18 protein-coding genes are annotated in these 21,066 nt (G+C 60.6%); 12 read left to right on the forward strand and 6 right to left on the reverse strand.

All coding sequences use genetic code 11. From position 1 onward, the window contains the following. The first annotated feature begins 55 nt into the window (after nucleotides 1–55). Nucleotides 56–961, forward strand: coding sequence for an NAD(P)-dependent oxidoreductase (locus CUR33_RS08570; RefSeq protein WP_289239306.1), 906 nt, complete (start codon nucleotides 56–58; stop codon nucleotides 959–961). Beyond that, nucleotides 958–1,746, forward strand: a complete 789-nt coding sequence (locus CUR33_RS08575; RefSeq protein WP_289239307.1) for a hydroxypyruvate isomerase family protein — start codon at nucleotides 958–960, stop codon at nucleotides 1,744–1,746. The genes CUR33_RS08570 and CUR33_RS08575 overlap by 4 nt, the downstream gene beginning before the upstream one ends. 52 nt (nucleotides 1,747–1,798) lie before the next feature. On the opposite strand, the gene CUR33_RS08580 is transcribed toward CUR33_RS08575, so the two are convergent. Next, the gene (locus CUR33_RS08580; RefSeq protein ID WP_090248305.1) at nucleotides 1,799–4,003 is read right to left on the reverse strand and encodes a hypothetical protein; all 2,205 of its coding nucleotides are present in this window, start codon (nucleotides 4,001–4,003) and stop codon (nucleotides 1,799–1,801) included. 309 nt (nucleotides 4,004–4,312) lie between these two features. Here CUR33_RS08580 and CUR33_RS08585 point away from each other — a divergent pair, with 309 nt between their 5' ends. Beyond that, a complete protein-coding gene (locus CUR33_RS08585; RefSeq protein ID WP_160085092.1) occupies nucleotides 4,313–5,644 on the forward strand; it encodes a spinster family MFS transporter in 1,332 nt (443 codons plus the stop codon). 51 nt (nucleotides 5,645–5,695) lie between these two features. Here CUR33_RS08585 and rapA read toward each other — a convergent pair whose 3' ends face one another. After that, complete coding sequence (rapA, locus tag CUR33_RS08590) at nucleotides 5,696–8,539, reverse strand: RNA polymerase-associated protein RapA (RefSeq protein ID WP_289239308.1); 2,844 nt, start codon at nucleotides 8,537–8,539, stop codon at nucleotides 5,696–5,698. Between the two features lie 174 nt (nucleotides 8,540–8,713). On the opposite strand from rapA, the gene CUR33_RS08595 reads away from it, so the two are divergent. The 4 genes from CUR33_RS08595 to ccoM all read left to right on the forward strand — a co-directional run bounded on the left by CUR33_RS08595 (nucleotide 8,714) and on the right by ccoM (nucleotide 10,088). Next, nucleotides 8,714–9,013 carry an aspartate-semialdehyde dehydrogenase gene (locus CUR33_RS08595; protein ID WP_090248302.1) on the forward strand — a complete coding sequence of 100 codons (300 nt, stop codon included), beginning with the start codon at nucleotides 8,714–8,716 and terminating at the stop codon, nucleotides 9,011–9,013. Between the two features lie 41 nt (nucleotides 9,014–9,054). Then, on the forward strand, nucleotides 9,055–9,657 hold the full coding sequence (locus tag CUR33_RS08600; protein WP_289239309.1) for an alpha-ketoglutarate-dependent dioxygenase AlkB family protein: 603 nt from the start codon (nucleotides 9,055–9,057) through the stop codon (nucleotides 9,655–9,657). Next, entirely contained in the window at nucleotides 9,654–9,815 is a 162-nt protein-coding gene (locus CUR33_RS08605; protein ID WP_090248299.1) for a hypothetical protein, read from the forward strand. The genes CUR33_RS08600 and CUR33_RS08605 overlap by 4 nt, the downstream gene beginning before the upstream one ends. 156 nt (nucleotides 9,816–9,971) lie before the next feature. Continuing rightward, on the forward strand, nucleotides 9,972–10,088 hold the full coding sequence (ccoM, locus tag CUR33_RS08610) for a cytochrome c oxidase subunit CcoM (RefSeq protein ID WP_275941110.1): 117 nt from the start codon (nucleotides 9,972–9,974) through the stop codon (nucleotides 10,086–10,088). 82 nt (nucleotides 10,089–10,170) lie between these two features. Here the strand turns inward: ccoM and glpD are convergent, their stop codons facing one another. Together glpD and CUR33_RS08620 are read right to left on the reverse strand one after the other, a co-directional pair. Beyond that, nucleotides 10,171–11,712, reverse strand: coding sequence for a glycerol-3-phosphate dehydrogenase (glpD, locus tag CUR33_RS08615; RefSeq protein WP_289239310.1), 1,542 nt, complete (start codon nucleotides 11,710–11,712; stop codon nucleotides 10,171–10,173). Between the two features lie 166 nt (nucleotides 11,713–11,878). Continuing rightward, on the reverse strand, nucleotides 11,879–12,637 hold the full coding sequence (locus CUR33_RS08620; protein ID WP_090248296.1) for a DeoR family transcriptional regulator: 759 nt from the start codon (nucleotides 12,635–12,637) through the stop codon (nucleotides 11,879–11,881). Nucleotides 12,638–12,805: 168 nt separating this feature from the next. On the opposite strand from CUR33_RS08620, the gene ybaK reads away from it, so the two are divergent. The 4 genes from ybaK to CUR33_RS08640 all read left to right on the forward strand — a co-directional run bounded on the left by ybaK (nucleotide 12,806) and on the right by CUR33_RS08640 (nucleotide 16,556). Next, nucleotides 12,806–13,276 (forward strand): Cys-tRNA(Pro) deacylase, encoded by a 471-nt coding sequence (gene ybaK / locus CUR33_RS08625; protein WP_167141581.1) that lies wholly within the window; start codon nucleotides 12,806–12,808, stop codon nucleotides 13,274–13,276. A 37-nt stretch (nucleotides 13,277–13,313) separates the two neighbouring features. After that, nucleotides 13,314–14,801 (forward strand): glycerol kinase GlpK, encoded by a 1,488-nt coding sequence (gene glpK / locus CUR33_RS08630; protein ID WP_289239311.1) that lies wholly within the window; start codon nucleotides 13,314–13,316, stop codon nucleotides 14,799–14,801. A gap of 45 nt (nucleotides 14,802–14,846) precedes the next feature. After that, nucleotides 14,847–15,623: a substrate-binding periplasmic protein gene (locus tag CUR33_RS08635; RefSeq protein ID WP_289239312.1), complete on the forward strand. Its 777-nt coding sequence runs from the start codon at nucleotides 14,847–14,849 to the stop codon at nucleotides 15,621–15,623. Nucleotides 15,624–15,755: 132 nt separating this feature from the next. After that, a complete protein-coding gene (locus CUR33_RS08640) occupies nucleotides 15,756–16,556 on the forward strand; it encodes a PhzF family phenazine biosynthesis protein (RefSeq protein ID WP_289239313.1) in 801 nt (266 codons plus the stop codon). A gap of 1 nt (nucleotide 16,557) precedes the next feature. On the opposite strand, the gene CUR33_RS08645 is transcribed toward CUR33_RS08640, so the two are convergent. Together CUR33_RS08645 and argF are read right to left on the reverse strand one after the other, a co-directional pair. Beyond that, nucleotides 16,558–17,664: an ABC transporter ATP-binding protein gene (locus CUR33_RS08645; RefSeq protein WP_090248289.1), complete on the reverse strand. Its 1,107-nt coding sequence runs from the start codon at nucleotides 17,662–17,664 to the stop codon at nucleotides 16,558–16,560. Next, nucleotides 17,661–18,581, reverse strand: coding sequence for an ornithine carbamoyltransferase (gene argF / locus CUR33_RS08650; RefSeq protein WP_289239314.1), 921 nt, complete (start codon nucleotides 18,579–18,581; stop codon nucleotides 17,661–17,663). Before argF ends, CUR33_RS08645 begins: the two co-directional genes overlap by 4 nt. Nucleotides 18,582–18,889: 308 nt before the next feature. On the opposite strand from argF, the gene CUR33_RS08655 reads away from it, so the two are divergent. Further along, on the forward strand, nucleotides 18,890–20,998 hold the full coding sequence (locus CUR33_RS08655; RefSeq protein WP_289239315.1) for a molybdopterin oxidoreductase family protein: 2,109 nt from the start codon (nucleotides 18,890–18,892) through the stop codon (nucleotides 20,996–20,998). Nucleotides 20,999–21,066 lie beyond the last annotated feature (68 nt).

Genomic DNA, 21,066 nt, shown 5'->3' on the forward strand with positions numbered 1-21,066 from the left:
AGGTTCCGCAGTCACTAGGTTAAGATGGCGACCATCAATGAGTCGGAGTCTGCCTATGTCCACCTCCCTTCCTGCTTTGGCATTTGCTGGTATTGGCCTGATGGGCCTGCCTATGACCCAGCGCTTGTTGGCCGCTGGTTATCCGCTGAGCGTGTGGAACCGTTCCCCTGATAAGTGCGCGCCACTGCAAGCGTTGGGGGCACAGGTGATGACCAGTCCGGCGCAACTCTGTGCTCGGGCCGATATCGTCATGCTTTGCCTGGCCAATACTGAGGTGGTGCGCGAGGTGGTGTTTGGCCCTGGCGGCATCGCGGAAACGGCCAAGCCCGGACAGGTGTTGGTGGACTTCTCTAGCCTGGAACCGGCCGCCACCCGTGAGATGGCAGCTGAGTTGCACGCCCGTTGCGGCATGCACTGGGTCGATGCGCCCGTGTCCGGCGGCACGCCGGGTGCGGCCAATGGCACGCTGGCAATCATGGCCGGAGGGCGGGTTGAGGACATCGAACGGGTGCGGCCGATCCTCGCGCACCTGGGGCAACGCCTGACGCGCATGGGTGATGTCGGTGCGGGCCAGGTAACCAAAGTGTGCAACCAGATGATCGTCGCCTGTAACGCGTTGGTGATCGCCGAAGTGGTAGCTCTGGCCGAGCAGGCTGGGGTTGATGCCAGCTTGATTGCACCGGCGCTGGCCGGCGGTTTTGCCGATTCCAAACCGCTGCAGATTCTCGCGCCGCAGATGGCCGATAGTCAGTTCGAGCCGGTTAAATGGCATGTGCGCACTTTGCTCAAGGATCTCGACACGGCGGTCAAACTGTCGCAGCAGGTCGGCTCTGCTACACCGCTCAGCGGTCTGGCCGCGCAGCTGATGCGCCAACACGGCAGCAAGGGCAATCTGGAGCGTGACCCGGCGACGCTGGTGCAGCTGTATCGTGCGCAGCAGCCTCAAGGGCCACAGTCATGAAGATCGCGGCTAACCTGTCGCTGCTGTTTACTGAGCTGCCGCTCATCGAACGAGTGGTGGCTGCCTCTGCAGCAGGCTTTGATGGCGTGGAAATCCAGTTTCCCTATGAGTTACCGGCTATTCGCCTGAAAGAGGCGCTGGAGGCTGCAGGCATGCCGCTGCGCCTGATCAACCTACCAGCCGGCGACCTGATGAGCGGCGGGCTAGGTCTGGCTGCAGTGCCTGAGCGACAGGCCGAGTTTGATGCTGCGTTGCAGCAGGCGTTGAGCTACGCCGCGATGGTGCGTCCGGCGTTGGTCAATGTGTTGCCGGGTCGCCTGGCTGAGGGCGTTGAGCCTGAGCAAGCGTTGGCTTGTTTGATCGCCAACCTACGCAAGACCGCCGAAGCTTTTCAGCTATTGGGGATCGGCGTGGTGGTAGAAGCGATCAATCCGCTGGATATGCCCGGCTTTCTGATCAATACCCCTGAGCAACTGGATGAGTTGCTCAGGGCTGTGGGTCATCCCAACCTGGCGGCGCAGTACGACCTCTACCATATGGCGCGACAGGGCATGGATATTCAGGCTGGTATCGCGCTGTTGGCAGGGCGTATCGGCCATGTGCAGTTTGCCGATTATCCCGGACGCGGTGCGCCGGGCACTGGCGAGCTGCCATTCGCGCCGCTGCTGATGGCGTTGCGTGACGGTGGGTATCAGGGCTGGATAGCGGCCGAATATCGACCGGGAGAGGCGGGCACCCAGGCCAGCCTGAACTGGCTGAGTGAATGGCGAGCCATGCTCGCCTGAGTGAGGCGCCTGTTTTTCGCAGCGACTGCAGCGAAAAACAGGCGCTTCGGCCTTACTCTTGCGGGTCTTCTTGGTACTTATTGAGCGAGATAACCCGAGTCTTGCCGATGCGGTGACGGTAGATCTCGCGCAGATACTTGATCGCCTTTTTCACGCTTTCACGGGACAGGCGGATGTCGTTGATCGAGACAAACTTGTCCTGGTCGTGGATCAACTCGCGGTACTTCTTCTCGTACATCGGCTTGATCGCATACCAGTTGGTGTCGAGGATTTTCGCTGGGTTCTCGTACTCGTTGAGCATGGCGTCGACCCGCACTTCGTCGAACTCCTCGCTCATGATGAAATCGAGAATGGCGTTGTCTAGGCTTTCATCGAAACGATGTGGGTCGCGGGCGAAGCAACGCTTGATAAAGGCCACGATCAGCGTCAGGAAGTCGTCCGACAGGCACGGGCTCTTGGCGATCAAGGTGGTCAGCGACAGGTTGGCCGACGCGCCGATGACCAATGCATAGCGCTTCAATGTGGTGTTAGGGAACAAGCTATTGAGGTGGGTCTTCAGCCGGTTCAGGTCCATGTAGGACAGCTTGTAGTCTTTCGGCAGTGAAACGATCGACACCACCGAGGAGCAGTTCTTGAAGAAGTGCAGGTCGCTGAGTTTGGCGGCGTTGTAATCGGACTTCTTGTACTCATCCAGCGCTTCGCGATACCGCTTGGACTCGATCGGCAGCAGGCTGATGCCCTCAATGGCCTGGGTGACCTTGTTGAAATGCGGCAGGTCGATGGAGCGGAAGAACAGGTCGTCGATATTCAGGCGTGACGGCTCTTTGTCCAGTACGCGGAATTTGTCCAGCGCGGCGGTGCTTTGTTCAGGCACCACTGATTCGGCATACGCCACCGCCACTGGGCCGGCCAAGCTCATAAACAGGTCGTTGGCGTCCAGGCGAATGGTTTCGCCGATGTCGATGCCCGCGCGGCGGAAGTAGTTCTGGTCGTAGTCGGTGGTCACTGCCTGGGCGGTGAGGATGTTGAAGATTTGCTGCGAGATGTACTGGTTGGCGTGGCGTTCCATGGCGTTGACGTCGATGTTCTGGATATTGCCGTCATCGCTTTCCTCGGCGTAGCGCATGATGTCGTTGGAAATCAGCATCATCGCGTTCCAGGGGCGGATGCGGCGCATCACGCTTTCTTCGCTGTTCTCTTCATTATCGAAGTTGTAGGAGAAGTCCCACTCCTCGGCGAGGTACTTACATAGCAGTCGACCGGCGTTGATGTGCAGGGCTTCGGACATCTCGCTGCGTTGGTCGGAGATGTTCGGCAGGATGCAGATGCCACTCGTGAAGATCGGCTCGAAGACAAAGCTGTGGTCGCGGTTTTCCGGGGTTTCGTCGAAGCTCTTGGTGTCGAAGGTCTTGCTCATGTAGGCGAATTGCTGGGCCAGGCCGAACTCTGAGGCCATGCCCGAACCGGTGCCGCCGCCGGCGCTGAAAATGTAGAAGTACAGGCGCGACTGGTTGGCCTTGATGCCGCAGGAGTCGATCAGGTAGCTGTGAATGAATTTCCAGTCTTCATTGGTAAAGCGCTGGGTATCCTTGTTGAGGATGATCTTGGCCAGGTATTGCCCGAGGATCGGCGCGTTACCGGCGCCGCCGGCATGCACCTCGGAGAGGTCCATGATCTTCATCTTGCTGTAGTCGCTGAGGAACCCGCTGGTTTCGCCCTTGCGCGAGAAGCGGATGCGCCCCTCGATGTCCTTATCCAGATCGCCGAGCATGACCAGTGGCTCGATCAGAAATACTGGTTTGCTGTCCTTGCTCGGTGCCCGCAGCAGGTTGCTGCGAATCCAGCGAGTTGGGCGGAAGTCCTGTTCGGCAACGGTTTTTTCTTCGCTTTTGAATTCGCTCAGGTAGAACTGCCGGGCGTTGTAGACCAGTGAGGCGACATCTAGGGCGATGTTCGAGCCGCAGCGGCCAAGGCCAATCAGGCACACCGATGGGAAATGCTGTACCCGTCGGTCGTTCTCTTCGTCATGTGGCGCTGGAGGAAAGACCAGGCTGCGCAGGCCGTCGAGGTTGTCGAGGATGCGATCAATGTCGCGCTCGGTGAAATACATGTATTGCTCACCGCTGCTGTCGATGCGCACCGGTACCAGCGGTGCGGGGGGCGGCAACGGTTCAAGCGGGGCCAGCAGCGTATCAGCCAAGCCCGCCAGTGTGGCTTCGGTCGCAGGTGGGGTCACAGCGTCTTTTTTTGTTTTCATTTGGAGACAGTCCGGCGGCTAACGAGGGTGGAGCGGCAAATGGCCACATTTCGCTCAACAGGCTTGTTTGTAGCATGAAAAATGGAAAATCTCGCGGTTTCACATGGTTTTACTTAGGCATATTCGGAGTTTTTCCGATGCGCTTTGTGACCTGGGTGCTTGCTCGGGCGCCCATTACCCGGCATACACACCACAAATAGTCACAGACAGCATAGTCGCAAGGCTCTAGATTGCGCCTTCACGTGCTGGATACAGCGGTTGGCCAAGCGTCACCGACTTGCTTCGATAACAACAATAGAGATGGATTCCATGCAGCAGCAGTCCCTTCAAGCGACGAATGCCTGGCGCATTCTGTTCCTGCTTTTTCTCGCCAACCTGTTCAACTTCTTCGACCGCACCATTCCGGCGATCATCATTGAACCCATCCGCATGGAGTGGAATCTCAGTGACTTGCAGCTGGGCTTGATCGGTACCGCCTTTACCATCGTCTATGCGATTGCCGGCATCCCGCTTGGGCGCATGGCCGATACTGGTGCGCGGCGCAAGATCATGGGGTGGGGCCTGGCGGTCTGGAGTGGCCTGACGGCGGTCAACGGTCTGGCCTGGAACTTCTGGAGCTTCCTGCTGATTCGCATGGGCGTCGGCATTGGTGAGGCCAGCTATGCACCTGCGGCCAACTCGCTGATCGGCGATCTGTTCCCTGCGCACAAACGTGCGCGGGCCATGGGCATCTTTATGCTCGGCCTGCCGATTGGCCTGCTGCTGGCGTTTTTCACCATTGGTGCGATGGTCAAGGCGTTCGACAGCTGGCGCGCCCCCTTCTTTATTGCCGCCGTACCGGGACTGATACTCGCGCTGTTTATGTTCTTTATCAAAGAACCCAAACGCGGCGCGGCCGAGCTGGTGCAGTCGCGCACTACACCGGTGGAAAAACCCCTGCGCAAGGTCATGGCGATCCGTACCTTCTGGTGGCTGGTGATGGCCGGCCTGGCCTTCAACTTCGCCACCTATGCCTGCAACTCGTTCATGGTGCCGATGCTGCAGCGCTACTTCCTGATGCCGCTGGAGCAGGCCGCAATGGCCACCGGGGTAATCGTTGGGTTAACCGGCTTGGTCGGCCTGACTCTGGGCGGCTGGCTGGCAGACAAGATTCACCAGCGCTGGCAGACCGGGCGGCTGCTGTTTGCCGCACTGAGCATGTTGATTGCCTCTGTCGCCACGGGCTACGCCCTGCTGGCCGGGCAAATTGAAATCGCTGTGTTCGTGGCGCTGTTCAGCATTGGCTGGCTGTTTGCCTACAACTTCTACACCTGTGTTTACACCGCGATTCAGGATGTGATCGAGCCCCGTCTGCGTGCCACTGCCATGGCGCTGTTCTTCGCCGGCCTGTATCTGCTTGGTGGCGGCCTTGGCCCATTGGCTGTGGGCATGCTGTCGGATCACTACTCCCATGCAGCAATGCTCGCTGCTGGGGCCAGTGAAATGAACGAAACCTTCAAGGCGGTTGGCCTGCATAACGCCATGTATCTGATTCCCGTGGCCTTGATGCTGACCATGGTGGCGCTGTTGCAAGCCTCGCGCTGTTTCGTCGCCGATGCGGCCAAGATGCAGCAGGGTATGACTGAGGCGGTGCCTGCCTGACCCCAAAAACAAAAGGCCCGCATCTGCGGGCCTTTTGTTTTCTCGGCGAAATTAACCGGCAACCAAGACGCGTATGGCTTCCAGGCGCAACGCCGCCTTGTCGAGCATGGCCAGGCCTTGCTCGCGCAGCTGGCGCAGGGCGTTGAGTTCGCTGTCACGCACGCTGGGGTTAACTGCTTGCAGGGCGATCAGGCGGGCCAGCTCTTCATCGGTTTCGGCGGCCAGGCGACGCTTGGCTTCGTCGACGCGCGCCGTGTGGCGTTCAGCAACCTTGCCTTCCCCGGCATTAATTAGCGGGTTGAGGCTGTCGCGCTGGGCCTGGACGAACTTGTTGGCACTGGCGCGTGGCACGGTTTCCAGCTGCTCGTTGAGCTTCTCGAACGAAACCTTGGCCGCCAGGTCGTTGCCGTTGGCATCGAGCAGGCAGCGCAGGGCGATCGGCGGCAGGTAGCGGCCCAGTTGCAGGGTGCGCGGCGCCACCACTTCGCTGACATAGAGCAGTTCCAGCAACACGGTGCCGGGTTTCAGCGCCTTGTTCTTGATCAGCGCCACGCCGGTGTTGCCCATCGAGCCGGAGCGCACCAAGTCCATGCCGCCTTGCACCATAGGGTGTTCCCAGGTGAGGAACTGCATGTCTTCGCGGGCCAGGGCCAGGTCGCGGTCATAGGTGATGGTCACGCCTTCGTCGTCGCCCAGCGGGAAGCTGGCATCCAGCATCTTTTCGCTGGGACGCAGGATCAGCGCGTTTTCGGAATGGTCTTCGCTGTCGATACCAAAGGCGTCGAACAGCTGCTCCATATAGATCGGCAGGGCGAACTGGTCATCCTGCTCGAGGATCGCCTCAACCAATGCCTCGCCTTCGCCAGCACCGCCGGAGTTGAGTTCCAGCAGGCGGTCGCGGCCAGCGTGCAACTCACCTTCCAGGCGAATGCGCTCAGCTTTGGCGTCATCAACCAGCGCTTGCCATTCACCGTCGTCGCCGCTTTCCAGCAGCGGCAGCAGGCGGCTGCCGAACTGGTGCTGCAGGGCGTTACCGGTCGGGCAGGTGGCGAGGAAGGCGTTCAGTGCCTGGTGATACCACTGGAATAGGCGTTCTTGCGGGCTGTTTTCCAGGTACGGCACATGCAGCTGGATACGGTGCTTCTGACCGATACGGTCGAGGCGGCCGATGCGCTGCTCAAGCAAATCCGGGTGAGCCGGCAGGTCGAACAGCACCAGGTGGTGGGCAAACTGGAAGTTACGACCTTCCGAGCCGATTTCCGAGCAGATCAGCACCTGGGCGCCGAACTCTTCGTCGGCGAAGTAGGCCGCCGCGCGGTCGCGCTCCAGGATGCTCATGCCTTCATGGAACACCGTGGCCGGGATGCCTTTGCGCACACGCAGGGCGTCTTCCAAATCCATGGCGGTTTCGGCGTGGGCGCAGATCACCAGCACCTTGAACTTTCTGAGCATCTTCAGGGTGTCGATCAGCCACTCGACGCGCGGGTCGAATTTCCACCAGCGCTGTTCTTCATCGACATCCGGCTGCGCCTGGTAGCTGACTTCCGGGTACAGGTCAGCGTGCTCGCCAATCGGAAGCTCCATATATTCGTCGGGGCTGGCCAACGGGTAGGGGTGCACTTCACGGTCCGGAAAACCCTGCACGGCGGCGCGGGTGTTACGGAACAACAGGCGACCGGTGCCATGGCGATCCAGCAGCTCGCGCACCAGGCGCGCCGAGGCTTCGCTGTCTCCGGCATTGACGGCGGCCAGCAGCTCTTCGCCGCCGGTGCCGAGGAAGTCGTGAATGGTCTTGTGCGCGGCATCCGACAGGCGCCCCTGGTCGAGCAGTTCCTGCACGGCTTCGGCAATCGGCTTGTAGTGCTCACTTTCGGCGCGGAAGGCGGCCAGATCATGGAAGCGGTTCGGGTCGAGCAGGCGCAGGCGGGCAAAGTGGCTGTCCTGACCGAGCTGTTCCGGAGTCGCGGTGAGCAGCAGCACGCCCGGGATGACTTGAGCCAACTGTTCGACCAGGGCGTACTCAGGGCTAGCGTGTTCCGGATGCCAAACCAGGTGGTGCGCTTCGTCGACCACCATCAGATCCCAGCCGGCGGCAAACAGCGCGTCCTGGGCCTTTTCGTCCTCGCACAGCCATTCCAGCGCAACCAAGGCCAGCTGGCAGTCTTCAAACGGGTTGCTGGCATCGCTTTCGATAAAGCGCTCTTCATCGAACAGGGCGACATCCAGGTTGAAGCGCCGGCGCATTTCCACCAGCCACTGGTGCTGGAGGTTTTCCGGTACCAGGATCAGCACCCGGCTCGCGCGCCCTGAGAGCAGTTGACGGTGGATCACCAGGCCAGCTTCGATGGTTTTGCCCAGGCCTACTTCGTCGGCCAGCAATACGCGCGGGGCGATGCGGTCGGCGACTTCGCGGGCGATGTGCAGCTGGTGCGCAATCGGTTGCGCGCGCACGCCGCCTAGGCCCCAGAGGCTGGATTGCAACTGACGGCTGGTGTAATCGAGGGTGTGGTAGCGCAGGGCGAACCAGGGCAGCGGGTCGATCTGCCCGGCAAACAGGCGATCACTGGCCAGACGGAACTGGATAAAGTTCGACAGCTGGGTTTCCGGCAGGGTAACGCTTTCATGCTGCGCGTTGAGGCCGTGATAGACCAGTAGGCCGTCGATGTCGTCGACTTCCTGTACGGTCAGTTTCCAGCCTTCGAAGTGGGTGATCTCATCGCCCGGCGAAAAGCGTACGCGGGTCAACGGCGCATTGCGCAGGGCGTACTGGCGGGTTTCGCCAGTGGCCGGGTAGAGCACGGTAAGCATGCGGCCGTCCTGCATCAGAACGGTTCCCAGCCCCAGCTCCGCTTCGCTGTCACTGATCCAGCGTTGCCCCGGTTCATACTGCGCCATGCTTGTCTCCCGCGTGAAAAAGCCGACTATGTTAACGCAGCGCCGGGCCGTGGCCAAAGGCGCATTGCTACGCATCGGGCACTTTGTGTGATTAGGTTGATCAAAAGTGTAGCGAGGCAAGGCTCAAGTCGCGGCTTGGCTGGCCGACAGTCTGACCAAAGGAGGGCTAAATAGATGCTGCCGCCGATCCCCCACAGTCTGGTTCCGGTTACCGTCCAGCAGGACGTGGTCAAGCCGCGCCCGGAAATCCCGCCGGTTACAGCCTCTGCGGAAAGCTCCAAGGAAAGTGGCGTGAGCCTGGATAAACGCCATCCGCAGGAAGCGGAAATGCTGTTGCGCGAAGAGCAGCGCCGTCGCCAGCGCCGTCATGGCTACACCCCGGAAGAACTGGCCGAAGGTGAAGTGGCCGAGGCCGATGAGGCGGTGGTCAGTGAACTGCCACGTCAGGGTTTGTGGGTGGATGTGGAAGTCTGAGCTGGGCACACTAGGTGTTCCGCCTGTTCGAGTTTTGTTCCGTGGATCTATTTGCCGACAGCCCGTTGCAGTTGCCTGATGCTGACTTGCAGTTGCACGCGAGCTGGCTTGATGCAGCCACCGCCGATCATTGGCTGGCCGAGTTGAGTGCGCAGACGCCCTGGCAGCAGCCGCAGGTGCAGATATATGGGCGGCAACTGCCGGTGCCGCGATTGGTGGCTTGGTACGGTGACGACGAGGCTAGTTATCGCTATTCCGGGTTGACCCATCAGCCGTTGTCCTGGACGCCGCTGCTGGCGCAGATTCGTGCGCAGGTGGAGCGGGCCGTGGGGCAACCACTGAATGGCGTGTTGCTCAATTATTACCGTGATGGGCAGGACTCCATGGGCTGGCACAGTGATGATGAGGCCGAGTTGGGCGCCAACCCGCTAATCGCCTCGCTGAATCTGGGTGGCACCCGGCGCTTTGATCTGCGCCGAAAAGGGCAGAGCCGTATCGAGCACTCATTGCTGCTGCAGCATGGTTCGCTGCTGGTCATGCGCGGGCCAACCCAGCATTATTGGCAGCATCAAGTGGCGAAGACGCGCAGCGCCTGCGCGCCACGCCTGAACCTGACCTTTCGTTTGATCAAGCCGAGACCATGAGCAAAGACGACAAGCTGATTGATTTCGCCGCCGAGCGCGACAAGCGCATCCATGACCTGCGCGACAAGAAACTCAATGAAATGCGCGATGCCTTCGAACAGGCCCTGCCGCTGCCCAAAGGCAAGAAAAAGCCCAAGGGCAAACCGAAAAAGCCTTGAGGCGGCTCCTTCACAGGCTGATTTGTTGATCTGGATCAGCTAATCAAAGCCTCATCTGGCCCGCGCCCGCCGCTTGTTGATCTGGATCAATGGCGCCCCTGCAGCCCCTGTTAACTTGAAGCCATACCCACACAGGCTTCACAGCAGGAGGCAACCATGTTTATCGATGTCGTAGTTCTCGCCGGTATCGGCACCGTCGGTCTGATGGTCGCCTTCTTCGCCGGTGTCGGTTATTTCATCTGGCAGGATTCGCACAAGCGCAAGCAGGGCTGATTCTGCCGTCAGGGGCACGCAAGGCAATTTGGGCGACTTCGGTCGCCCTTTTTTATGGCCTCAGACATATCGGCGCATGTGCTCAGGCGGCGTGCGCATCTTCCGGGCTGCGCGGTGATTCGATGCGTAGGTAGCTGTCGAGTTTGGCTTGCTGCGCCGGGGTGGTGAACAGGCCGAGCTTGCTGCGGCGCCAGAGAATATCGTCTGCCTGCATGGCCCATTCTTCCTGGCACAGGTAGTCGACTTCGCGGGTGTACAGGCCACCGCCCAGGTGTTCGCCCAGGTCGCTGAGGTTGCTCACGCCTTTGAGCATCAACCAGCTGCGGCTGCCGTAGCTGCTGGCCCAGCGCCGCGCCAGTGAGGTGGGCAGCCAGCCAAAGCGGGCGCACAGGGCTTCAATCAGCGCGCTCTGACTGTCCAGTTGTTCGGCGCCGGGCAGCAGGCTGCTGGCGGTCCAACTTGGGCCCATCTTGGGAAAGAAGGGCGCCAGTTGCGCCAGCGCCGATTCGGCAAGCTTGCGGTAAGTGGTGAGCTTGCCGCCAAACACCGAGAGCAACGGCGCTTCGCCGGGATGAGCGGAAAGCGACAGGGTGTAGTCACGGGTGACCGCCGATGGGTCGTCCGATTCGTCATCACACAGCGGCCGCACGCCGGCATAGGTGTGCAGGATGTCGCTGCGCTGCAGCTGCTTCTTGAAGTGGGTGTTGACCACGTTCAGCAGGTAGTCGGTTTCTTCCTCGCTGATCGCCACTTTGGCTGGGTCGCCCTGGTATTCACGGTCTGTGGTGCCGATCAGGGTGAAACGCTCCTGATAGGGGATGGCAAAGACGATGCGGCGGTCCTCGTTTTGCAGGATGTAGGCCTGCTCGCCTTCGAACAACTGCGGCACCACGATATGGCTGCCTTGAATCAGGCGGATGCCGTAAGGCGATTCCTGTTTCAGATCCTCGCGGATAAACCGCGCGACCCAAGGGCCGGCAGCATTGACCAGAGCGCGGGCGCGGATTGAAAACAGGCTACCGTCGCTGCGTTCCAGGTGGATATGCCACAGGCCCTTGCTGCGCCGCGCACTGACGCAACGGGTGCGACTGTGCACATGGGCGCCTTTCTCGCGGGCGGCCATGGCGTTGAGTACCACCAGGCGGGCGTCATCAACCCAGCAATCGGAATATTCGAAACCGCGGCTGATCTCGCTTTTCAACGGACTGCCGGCGCCAAAGCGCAGGCTACGCGAGCCTGCCAGTTGCTCGCGCTTGCCCAGATGATCATAGAGAAACAGCCCAGCACGGATCATCCAGGCCGGGCGCAGGTGTGGACGGTGCGGCAGGATAAAGCGCATGGGTTTGACAATATGCGGGGCTTTGCTAAGCAGCACTTCCCGCTCGGCCAGTGCTTCGCGCACCAGGCGGAATTCGTAGTGCTCCAGGTAGCGCAGGCCGCCATGGATCAGCTTGCTGCTGGCTGACGAGGTGTGTTGCGCCAGATCGTCCTTTTCGCAAAGGAACACGGACAAACCGCGCCCGGCCGCATCGGCGGCAATCCCGACACCATTGATACCGCCGCCGATCACGGCAAGGTCATAGACTTCAGCGAGTGGAGTGTTACTGGCGGGACGAGTAGGCATGGCGGCACCGAAAGTCAGTATTGAACTTTAAATGTTCACTTTCGAAAATATGCTAGTCGAATATGCACGGCTTCGCCACCCCGAAGTGCGCTTTCGCGCTCAGCGGTTGTGAGGAATTGGTAACGGGATATCGGCTAGGCAGGTGAGTGGGCGAGTGCTGGCGGTCTTACACCAGGTCGAGGTGTACTTTGTGCTCGGTGAGTAGGCGGTTTATGGCTGCGGACGGCGCGGCATCGGTGAACACCCGATCGACCAGGGCGACCGAGCCCAGACGCACGACTGCGTTGCGGCCGAACTTGCTGGAGTCGACGGCCAGAAATACCTGGCGCGCATTGCTGATAATAGCCTGGGAGACCCGCACTTCCTGGTAGTCGAAGTCGAGCAGACTGCCGTCTTCATCGATGCCACTGATGCCGACCAGGGCGAAATCGACCTTGAACTGCTGGATAAAATCCACCGCTGCTTGGCCGACGATGCCGCCGTCGCTGCGCACCGTACCGCCGGCCAGCAGCACTTCGAAGTCGGCCTTGGCGCTGAGCTGGGCCGCTACATGCAGGTTGTTGGTGATGATCTTCAGGCCCTTGTGGCCGAGCAGCTCACGGGCAATGGCTTCGGTGGTGGTACCAATGTTGATGAAGAGCGAAGCGTGGTTGGGGATCTGTGCGGCAATGGCTGCTGCGATGCGTTGCTTTTCATCGCGCATCTGCCCGGCGCGCATGCTGTAGGCGGTGTTCTGCGTACTGGAGCTTTCACTGGCTGCTCCGCCATGGGTGCGGCGCAGCAGACCTTGCTCGGCAAGCTGATTGATGTCGCGGCGGATGGTCTGCGGGGTGACGGCAAACGCCTGGGCCAACTCGTCGATGCTGACATAGCCGCGTTCGCGGGCGAGTTCGAGAATGTCGTGTTGGCGTGGCGGCAGGGTCATGAAAACTCCTTGAAAGTGCGCGCCATTATAGGCTGCCGCGCGGATTTTATGGCCTACCGTCCGCAGCGGCCACCCTTCGGGCCGTCGCTACGCGACGTTAAAAACTGCTCCCGGCAGTTTTTTCGGCTAAGGTACGCCAACTTTGTCAGATTGTTTTCACATTCGAACATGACGCCTGCTATCGATCTGCTGAAAAAGGCTAAAACTGCGCACCAGGTGCACAGTTATCACCATGACCCCAAAGCCGCTTCCTATGGCCTTGAAGCGGCGGAAAAGCTCAACCTTGAGCCCGCTCAGGTATTCAAGACGCTGCTGGCCGCCAGTGAGAAAGGCGAGCTGCTGGTGGCGGTGGTGCCGGTGGCCGGCACGCTTGACCTGAAGGCCCTGGCGCAGGCAGCCGGGGTGAAGAAAGCCGATATGGCCGACCCCGCTGCTGCACAGCGTGCTACCGGTTACCTGCTCGGCGGCATCAGCCCGCTGGGGCAGAAGAAGCGCCTGCGTACCTTTATTGACGAATCGGCGCAGCACTTTCCGAATATCTACGTCAGCGCCGGGCGGCGCGGCCTGGAGGTGCAGCTGGAAGCTACCGTGCTGGCCCAGCTGACGCAGGCAATCTTTGCACCAATTGGTCGCGGCTAGCAGCCGCTCTACAGCCTATAAAAATAAGGAAATCTGCATGTCTCATTACCTGCTTGCCATCGACCAAGGCACCACCAGCAGCCGGGCAATTGTCTTCAGTGCCCAAGGGCTGCCCGTCGCGCGTGCGCAGCAGGAGTTCAAGCAATACTTCCCGCAGGATGGCTGGGTTGAACATGACGGCGAAGAGCTATGGCTGAGTACCCTCAAAGTATGCCGTGAGGCGCTCAAGCAGAGCGGTTTGAGTGCCAGTGATGTGGCGGCTATCGGCATCACCAATCAGCGTGAAACCACCTTGGTGTGGGATGCGCAGACTGGCACACCGATCCATCCGGCGATTGTCTGGCAAGACCGCCGTACCGCTGACTACTGCGCTGAGCTGAAAGACGCCGGGTATGAAGCCGCGGTAGCGGCCAAGACCGGGCTGCTGATTGATCCGTATTTCTCGGCCACCAAGCTGCGCTGGATTCTGCATAAAGTGCCCGGCGCCCTTGAGCGCGCCGAACGTGGCGAGCTGCGCTTTGGCACCGTGGATTCCTTTTTGCTGTGGCGCCTGACCGGTGGCAGGTCGCACAAGACAGATGCCAGCAACGCCTCGCGCACCCTGCTGTTCAATATTCACACCCAGCAGTGGGATGAAGAGCTGCTCAAGCTGTTCGAGATTCCCGCCAGCCTGCTGCCAGAGGTGCTCGATTGCGCCGCTGATTTCGGCATTACCGATGCCAATCTGCTCGGCGCGGCGATTCCGGTGCTGGGCATGGCCGGTGATCAGCAGGCAGCCCTGATCGGTCAAGCGTGCTTCGAGCCAGGTATGGTCAAAAGCACCTATGGCACCGGCTGTTTCATGATCCAGAACACCGGTAGCACGCCGGTGATCTCGAAAAACCGCCTGCTCACCACGGTTGGCTATCGCCTGAATGGCCAGGTCACCTATGCAGTGGAGGGCAGCATCTTTGTCGCGGGCGCTGCTGTGCAGTGGTTGCGCGATGGCATCAAGCTGATCAGTCATGCCCGCGATACCGAAGCCATGGCCGAGCAGACCGGTGATGCCTGCGGAGTTTACCTAGTGCCAGCCTTCACCGGCCTGGGCGCGCCGTACTGGGACCCGAAAGCCCGTGGTGCAATCTTTGGTTTGACCCGCGATACCGGGATCAAGGAAATCGTCACCGCCGGCTTGCAGTCAGTGTGCTATCAGACCTGTGACCTGCTCGAAGCCATGCGCCAGGACGGCGCGGCCGAACCGAGTGCGCTGCGGGTCGATGGCGGCATGGTGGAAAACAACTGGGTCATGCAGTTTCTTGCCGACATCCTGGGGGTACCGGTGGAACGTCCGGAAGTGACGGAAACCACCGCGCTTGGCGTTGCCTATCTGGCCGGCCTGCAAGCCGGGCTTTATAAAGACCTGGCGAGCATTGCCCGGCATTGGCACCGTCAGCAGCGGTTCGATCCGCGCATGGCGGACAGTCATCGCAGCAAACTCTATGACGGGTGGCTGGATGCGGTGAAAAGGGTGCGCAGCGAAGGCTGAGGATGGTAAAACTCGCTGCAAGCTTATTGGTCTCTGGAGCCCTGCATGTCGATATGCCGTCAGCTGGTTGCTCGTGGATTGTTGTTGACGCTGCTGGGCTTAGCCGGCTGGGCGCGGGCCGAGACGCTGGTGATCGCCGGGGATATCTGGTGCCCGGTGAATTGCCAGCCAGGCGCCGAGCGGCCAGGCATATTTGTTGAGCTGGCGCGGGAGATCTTTGCCGAAGCCGGTATCGAGGTGCAGTACCAGGCGTTGAACTGGGCGCGTACGCTGCAACAGGTGCGCCGTGGTCAGTTGAATGCGGCTATCGGCGCGGGCGTTGAGGATGCGCCGGATTTTCTCTTTGGCTCTACCCCCGTGGCGTCGTCGCGTAGTTGCTTTTTTACCTTGCCGGATTCCACCTGGCACTTTAGCGGTACTGAATCACTCGCCGAGCAACGCCTGGGGGTCATCAATGACTACAGCTATGGCGATGAACTGAACACGTATATCGCCTTGCACCATGGTGACAGCGAGCGCATCCAGATTGCCGCCGGTGATACGGCATTGGCCTTGAACATCGGCAAGCTGATGCACGGTCGGGTGGATGTAGTGCTGGAAAACGCCTGGGTGATGCAGGCCATGCTGGCCAGTCAGGGGCAGGCGGGCGGCTTGCGTGAGGCCGGATGCCGCGCTCCGGATGTGCCGATCTACCTGGCGTTCTCCCCGGCACTGGAAAGCAGTCCACGCTATGTCGCGTTGTTTGAGCAGGGCGTGCAGCGTTATCGGGCCAATGGTCGTTTGCAGGCTTTACTGGCGGAGTATGGGGTGCAGGGTCCCTGACCGTGGTTGGTGTCTGCTTGCCGAGCAAGGCTTGTGGGCGCGCTGTATGGCTGTAATTGGCCGCCGCTGTAGTGGTCATGTCGAGTCTGTTTTCGGCATGCTTTAACGCACAAAGAATCCGGAGTGCGTCCCATGCAGCTTGAATTTCACCAGGTCGATGCCTTTGCCTCGCAACCGTTTACCGGTAACCCAGCGATGGTCTATCGCTTGGATCGTTGGCTGGACGATGCCCTGATGCAGCAGATTGCCGGCGAGCACAACCTGGCGGAAACCGCCTTTGTAGTGAAGGAAGGCGCGGCCTGGCATATACGCTGGTTTACTCCAACGGCCGAAGTGCCGTTGTGCGGCCATGCCACCCTGGCCAGTGCCCATGTGCTGTTCGAGGTCTACGGTGAGCCGGGTGATGTACTTGATTTCACCTGCCTGTCGGGTGCGCTGCGGGTCAGCCGAGCAGGCAGCATGCTGGTGCTGGATTTCCCTGTGCGCCGCGCGCAACAGTGCGACTTACACGCAGAGGTTGAGCGAGTGCTGGGTTTGCCGGTGGACAGTGTGTTGGCTTTGCATGAAGGGCAGGGGGTTCAGGAGCTGCTAGCGGTTCTGCCGAGCGAAGCGGCGGTGCGAGCGTATAAGCCCGATCTAGCCGCTGTGGCCACGCTGCCCGGACTGGGCTTGCTGATCAGCGCGCCTGGTGAGCAGCATGACTTCGTCTCACGTTATTTCGCGCCGTCTATCGGTATCAATGAAGACCCGGTGACCGGCTCAACCCACTGCATCCTTACGCCCTACTGGGCGCAGCGTCTGGGCAAGGCCCGGCTGAGTGCGTTCCAGTGTTCGGCGCGCGGCGGCGAGTTGCACTGTGAGCTGGTTGGCGAGCGTGTGCAGATTGCCGGCCAGGCGCTGTTGATTGCCAGTGGCCGGTTACTGTTGGGGTAGGTCAGCTGTCGCTGCTGTAGCGACGCACGCCCGACTCACCCAGGTTGACCTGGGCGGCGATGCTGCCGGGGGCGGGGAATACCACCAGATGGTCGGCGGCGACGCGGATGCCGACCTGCTGGCCGGGCAGGTGATCGGCGTGGCTGGGGAAGATTGATTCCAGCTGGCTGCCAGTGGGCAGTTGCAGGCGATACAGGGTCGCTGCACCGAGGAATGTCTTGCCGACGATCAGCGCCTTTTGCGTGCTGTCCGGGTCATACACGATATCGTCTGGACGCAGCAGCACGTCGACCGCACTGCCGGTTGGCCAGTTGTAGGCACGGTTGCCACGAATCAGGCCCAGCTCAGTCTGAACAGAGTCCGGGCTAAGCAACTGGCCGCGAATAAAGTAGCCCTGGCCGATAAAGCTGGCGACAAACGGCGTTAGCGGTTCGTGGTAGAGGTTGAATGGGGTATCCCACTGCTCCAGCTTGCCTTCCTTGAACACGCCGACGTGATCGCTGACGGCAAATGCTTCTTCCTGGTCATGGGTCACTAGAATCGCGCTGGTGCCACGGGCTTTGAGAATATCGCGCACTTCATGGCTCAAGCGCCGGCGCAGCTCGCCATCTAGGTTGGAAAACGGCTCGTCAAGCAGCAGCAGCTGTGGTTCCGGCGCCAGAGCACGGGCCAGGGCCACGCGTTGCTGTTGGCCGCCGGACAGTTCATGCGGGTAGCGCTTGCCGAGGTGACCAAGCTTGACCAGCTCCATCAGCTCCTGGGTAACCCGCTCGCAATTAGGTTGTTTGCGGATGCCGAAGCCTATGTTCTCCGCCACGCTCAGGTGCGGGAACAGCGCGTAATCCTGGAACACCATGCCAATCCGGCGTTTCTCCGGGGCCAAGGTAAAGCCAGCTTTGGAGATAACCTGATCGGCCAGCTGGATCTCGCCCTCCAGCACCGGCTCAAAACCGGCGATGGCGCGCAATGTCGTGGTCTTGCCGCAACCCGAAGGGCCGAGCAGGCAGCCGATATCGCCGGCATTCAGATGCAGATTAAGGTTCTGTACCACCGTGTGTCCGGGGTAGCCGCAGCTCAGGTCACGTAGGTTCAGCAGGGGCTGGTTCATGCGTGGTGGTACGCCGGTTCAACCAGAAATTCGAGCAGTGCCTTTTGTACATGCAGGCGGTTTTCCGCTTGATCCCAGGCGGCCGAGCGCGGGTCGTCGAGCAGGTCTTCGCTGATTTCCTCGCCACGGTGAGCCGGCAGGCAGTGCAGGAACAGCACGTCGTCGGCGGCGGCATCGAGCAGTGCACGGTTGACCTGGTAGGGCTGGAACAGCTTCAGGCGTTCGGCAGCTTCGTCTTCCTGGCCCATTGAGGCCCATACGTCGGTGCTTACCAAGTGTGCGCCGGCAACCGCTTCACGAGGGTCGCGCACGATTTGCACACGCTCGCCGGCAGCGGCGAGGAACGTGCCGTTCGGCTCATAACCCTCGGGGCAGGCGACGCGCAGTTGGAAGTCGAACTGCATCGCCGCTTCTATATAGGAGTTGCACATGTTGTTACCGTCGCCGATCCAGGCCACGGTCTTGCCTTTGATGCTGCCGCGATGCTCCTGATAGGTCTGCATGTCGGCCAGCAGTTGGCAGGGGTGCAGGTCATCGGACAGGCCATTGATCACTGCGACCCTTGAGTTGGCGGCGAATTCGGTCAAGGTGCTGTGGGCGAAGGTGCGGATCATCACCGCATCAAGCATGCGCGACATGACGATGGCGGCATCGCCGATCGGCTCGCCACGGCCCAGCTGAGTGTCACGTGGGGAGAGGAAAATGGCTTGGCCGCCGAGCTGGATCATGCCGGCTTCAAACGACAGGCGGGTGCGGGTCGAGGCCTTCTCGAAGATCATGCCCAGTACGCGATTCTTCAGCGGCTCAAAGAGTACACCGCGGTTGCGCAAGTCCTTCAGCTCCATACCGCGGCGGATCAGGCTCACCAGTTCATCCGGTGTGCAATCCATCAGCGAGAGAAAGTGTCTTGCGCTCATCGTTAACTACCTTTTGACAGCTGGGCGCAGGTTCAATGGCCTAATTAAATAGAAGAAACGGCAGAACCTGCGGCTGGGGGGCCGCACTAAGCGACGAAACGGGGAAGTCGCGATCTTATAAGCAAACGCCGATCAGGCGCAAATTGCCTGCACGGTCACAGCGACAGGGGCTGTGTGCAAGACCATCTATCGGTCGACCTGATGCCGGGCAATTCACGTAACGAACCCTGCTGGTACAGAGGGCAGGCAGCCGCCATAGTCATGGTTTACGGTGCTGCGTGCATCGAATCAAAACAAGAGGCTCGGCCATGACCAAAACCCTCCACCACCGTGCATGCCATCTCTGTGAAGCCATTTGTGGCCTGACCATTGAGACCGAAGTGCAGGACGACGGCTCCACGCAGATCCGTTCGATCAAGGGCGATGCCCAGGACAGCTTCAGCCGTGGCCATATTTGCCCCAAGGCCGTGGCCCTGCAGGATATCCAGAGCGACCCTGACCGTCTGCGGCAGCCCATGCGCCGAGTGGGCAATGAGTGGCAAGCCATCGAATGGGATGACGCCTTTGAGTTAGTGGCCACGCGCCTGAGTGAGCTGCAGGCGCGGCACGGGCAGAACACCGTGGCGGTGTATCAGGGCAATCCGAGTGTGCATAACTACGGCCTGATGACCCACAGCAACTACTTCCTTGGCCAGCTGAAAACCCGTAATCGCTATTCCGCCACCTCGGTCGATCAGCTGCCGCATCACCTGACCAGCCACCTGATGTACGGCCATGGCCTGCTGATTCCGATTCCGGACATCGACCATACCGACTTTATGTTGATCCTCGGCGGCAACCCGTTGGCGTCCAACGGCAGCATTATGACCGTACCGGATGTGGAAAAACGCTTGAAAGCCATCCAGAAGCGCGGCGGTAAATTGGTGGTGGTGGATCCACGGCGCAGCGAAACAGCAGCGATTGCCGACCAGCATGTGTTCGTGCGTCCGGGGCAAGATGCCGCGTTGCTGTTCGGTTTGCTCAATACCCTGTTTGAAGAAAACCTCGGCCGTGCCAGTCACCTGGCAGTTGATGGGCTGGATGAGGTGCGTCAGGCGATTGCCGGTTTCACCGCCGAAAGCATGAGCGTCCAATGCGGCGTGCCGGCGCAAACGATCCGCCAGTTGGCGCGCGACTTTGCCGCTGCCGAATCGGCGGTCTGCTATGGGCGCATGGGCGTGTCGACCCAGGCCTTCGGCACCCTGTGTCAGTGGCTGGTGCAGTTGATCAACCTGGTCACTGGCAATCTGGATCGCGTGGGTGGCGTACTTTGCACCGAGCCGGCCGTGGACCTGGTGGCCTCAACCTCCGGTGGGCATTTCAACCGCTGGCAGAGTCGCGTATCCGGCTTGCCGGAGTACGGCGGCGAATTGCCGGTGTCGGCTTTGGCTGAGGAAATGCTCAATGAGGGCGAAGGGCAGGTGCGTGCGCTGGTCACAGTGGCGGGCAACCCGGTGCTGTCCACGCCCAATGGTCGTCAGCTGGAGCAAGCGTTGGATGGTTTGGAGTTCATGCTCAGCATCGACTTCTACATCAATGAAACCACCCGCTATGCCGACCTGATCCTGCCGCCGACTGGGCCGCTGGAACATGATCACTACGACACCACGTTCAATATGTTCGCGGTGCGCAATGTCACCCGCTTCAATGAGGCGGTGCTGGCCAAACCTGTCGGCGCGCTGCATGACTGGGAAATCTTCGTCGGTCTGGCCAACGCCTTTGCCGCCAAGACGGGCGTGGAGCTGAAACCGACCATGGCTCCCGAGCAGATGATCGACATGGGTCTGCGGTTTGGTAGTTACGGCGACAAGTCGGAACATAAACTGTCGTTGGCTGCTCTGCGTGAGCACCCGCATGGTCTCGACCTAGGGGCGCTTAAACCCAACCTGAGCGGTCGTCTGAAAACCGCCAATAAGCAGATTCAAGCGGCACCTGCGGTGATCATGGCTGATCTGCAGCGCTTTGCCGCGCAGCCTGCTGCCAAGGCGGATGAGCTGCTGCTGATTGGCCGCCGCCATGTGCGCAGCAATAACTCCTGGATGCATAACTACCACCGCCTGGTTAAAGGCAAGCCGCGCCATCAGCTGCTGATGCATCCGGTGGATCTGAGCCAGCGGGGGCTGACCGATGGCCAATTGGTGCGCGTGCGTTCGCGGGTCGGGGTCATCGAGGTAGAAGTGGCCGCCAGTGAGGACATGATGACCGGTGTGGTCAGCCTGCCGCACGGCTGGGGGCATGCGCGCCCCGGCGTGCAGATGAGCATCGCCAGTGAACAGCCAGGTGCCAGCGCCAATGACCTGACCGATGAGCGACAACTCGACGCCTTGTCCGGTAATGCGGCGCTTAACGGTGTGCCGGTGCAGGTTGAGGCGGCCTGATCAGGCGATATTCGGCATAAGTAAAGTGGCAGGGAAGGCCGAGCATCACGCTCGGCTTTTCGTTACAA

The organism is Pseudomonas sp. FEMGT703P, from assembly GCF_002786345.1.
GTDB classification, from domain to species: Bacteria; Pseudomonadota; Gammaproteobacteria; order Pseudomonadales; family Pseudomonadaceae; genus Aquipseudomonas; species Aquipseudomonas peli.

Bases quoted from the DNA above. Each gene is read 5' to 3' on its own strand.
- ybaK (WP_167141581.1), top strand. From the start codon at position 12,806: ATGACGCCTGCTATCGATCTGCTGAAAAAGGCTAAAACTGCGCACCAG.
- CUR33_RS08580 (WP_090248305.1), bottom strand. From the start codon at position 4,003: ATGAAAACAAAAAAAGACGCTGTGACCCCACCTGCGACCGAAGCCACA.
- CUR33_RS08640 (WP_289239313.1), top strand. From the start codon at position 15,756: ATGCAGCTTGAATTTCACCAGGTCGATGCCTTTGCCTCGCAACCGTTT.
- CUR33_RS08620 (WP_090248296.1), bottom strand. From the start codon at position 12,637: ATGACCCTGCCGCCACGCCAACACGACATTCTCGAACTCGCCCGCGAA.
- CUR33_RS08585 (WP_160085092.1), top strand. From the start codon at position 4,313: ATGCAGCAGCAGTCCCTTCAAGCGACGAATGCCTGGCGCATTCTGTTC.
- CUR33_RS08595 (WP_090248302.1), top strand. From the start codon at position 8,714: ATGCTGCCGCCGATCCCCCACAGTCTGGTTCCGGTTACCGTCCAGCAG.
- CUR33_RS08605 (WP_090248299.1), top strand. From the start codon at position 9,654: ATGAGCAAAGACGACAAGCTGATTGATTTCGCCGCCGAGCGCGACAAG.
- rapA (WP_289239308.1), bottom strand. From the start codon at position 8,539: ATGGCGCAGTATGAACCGGGGCAACGCTGGATCAGTGACAGCGAAGCG.
- CUR33_RS08645 (WP_090248289.1), bottom strand. From the start codon at position 17,664: ATGAACCAGCCCCTGCTGAACCTACGTGACCTGAGCTGCGGCTACCCC.
- ccoM (WP_275941110.1), top strand. From the start codon at position 9,972: ATGTTTATCGATGTCGTAGTTCTCGCCGGTATCGGCACCGTCGGTCTG.
- glpD (WP_289239310.1), bottom strand. From the start codon at position 11,712: ATGCCTACTCGTCCCGCCAGTAACACTCCACTCGCTGAAGTCTATGAC.
- CUR33_RS08575 (WP_289239307.1), top strand. From the start codon at position 958: ATGAAGATCGCGGCTAACCTGTCGCTGCTGTTTACTGAGCTGCCGCTC.
- CUR33_RS08570 (WP_289239306.1), top strand. From the start codon at position 56: ATGTCCACCTCCCTTCCTGCTTTGGCATTTGCTGGTATTGGCCTGATG.
- glpK (WP_289239311.1), top strand. From the start codon at position 13,314: ATGTCTCATTACCTGCTTGCCATCGACCAAGGCACCACCAGCAGCCGG.
- CUR33_RS08655 (WP_289239315.1), top strand. From the start codon at position 18,890: ATGACCAAAACCCTCCACCACCGTGCATGCCATCTCTGTGAAGCCATT.
- argF (WP_289239314.1), bottom strand. From the start codon at position 18,581: ATGAGCGCAAGACACTTTCTCTCGCTGATGGATTGCACACCGGATGAA.
- CUR33_RS08635 (WP_289239312.1), top strand. From the start codon at position 14,847: ATGTCGATATGCCGTCAGCTGGTTGCTCGTGGATTGTTGTTGACGCTG.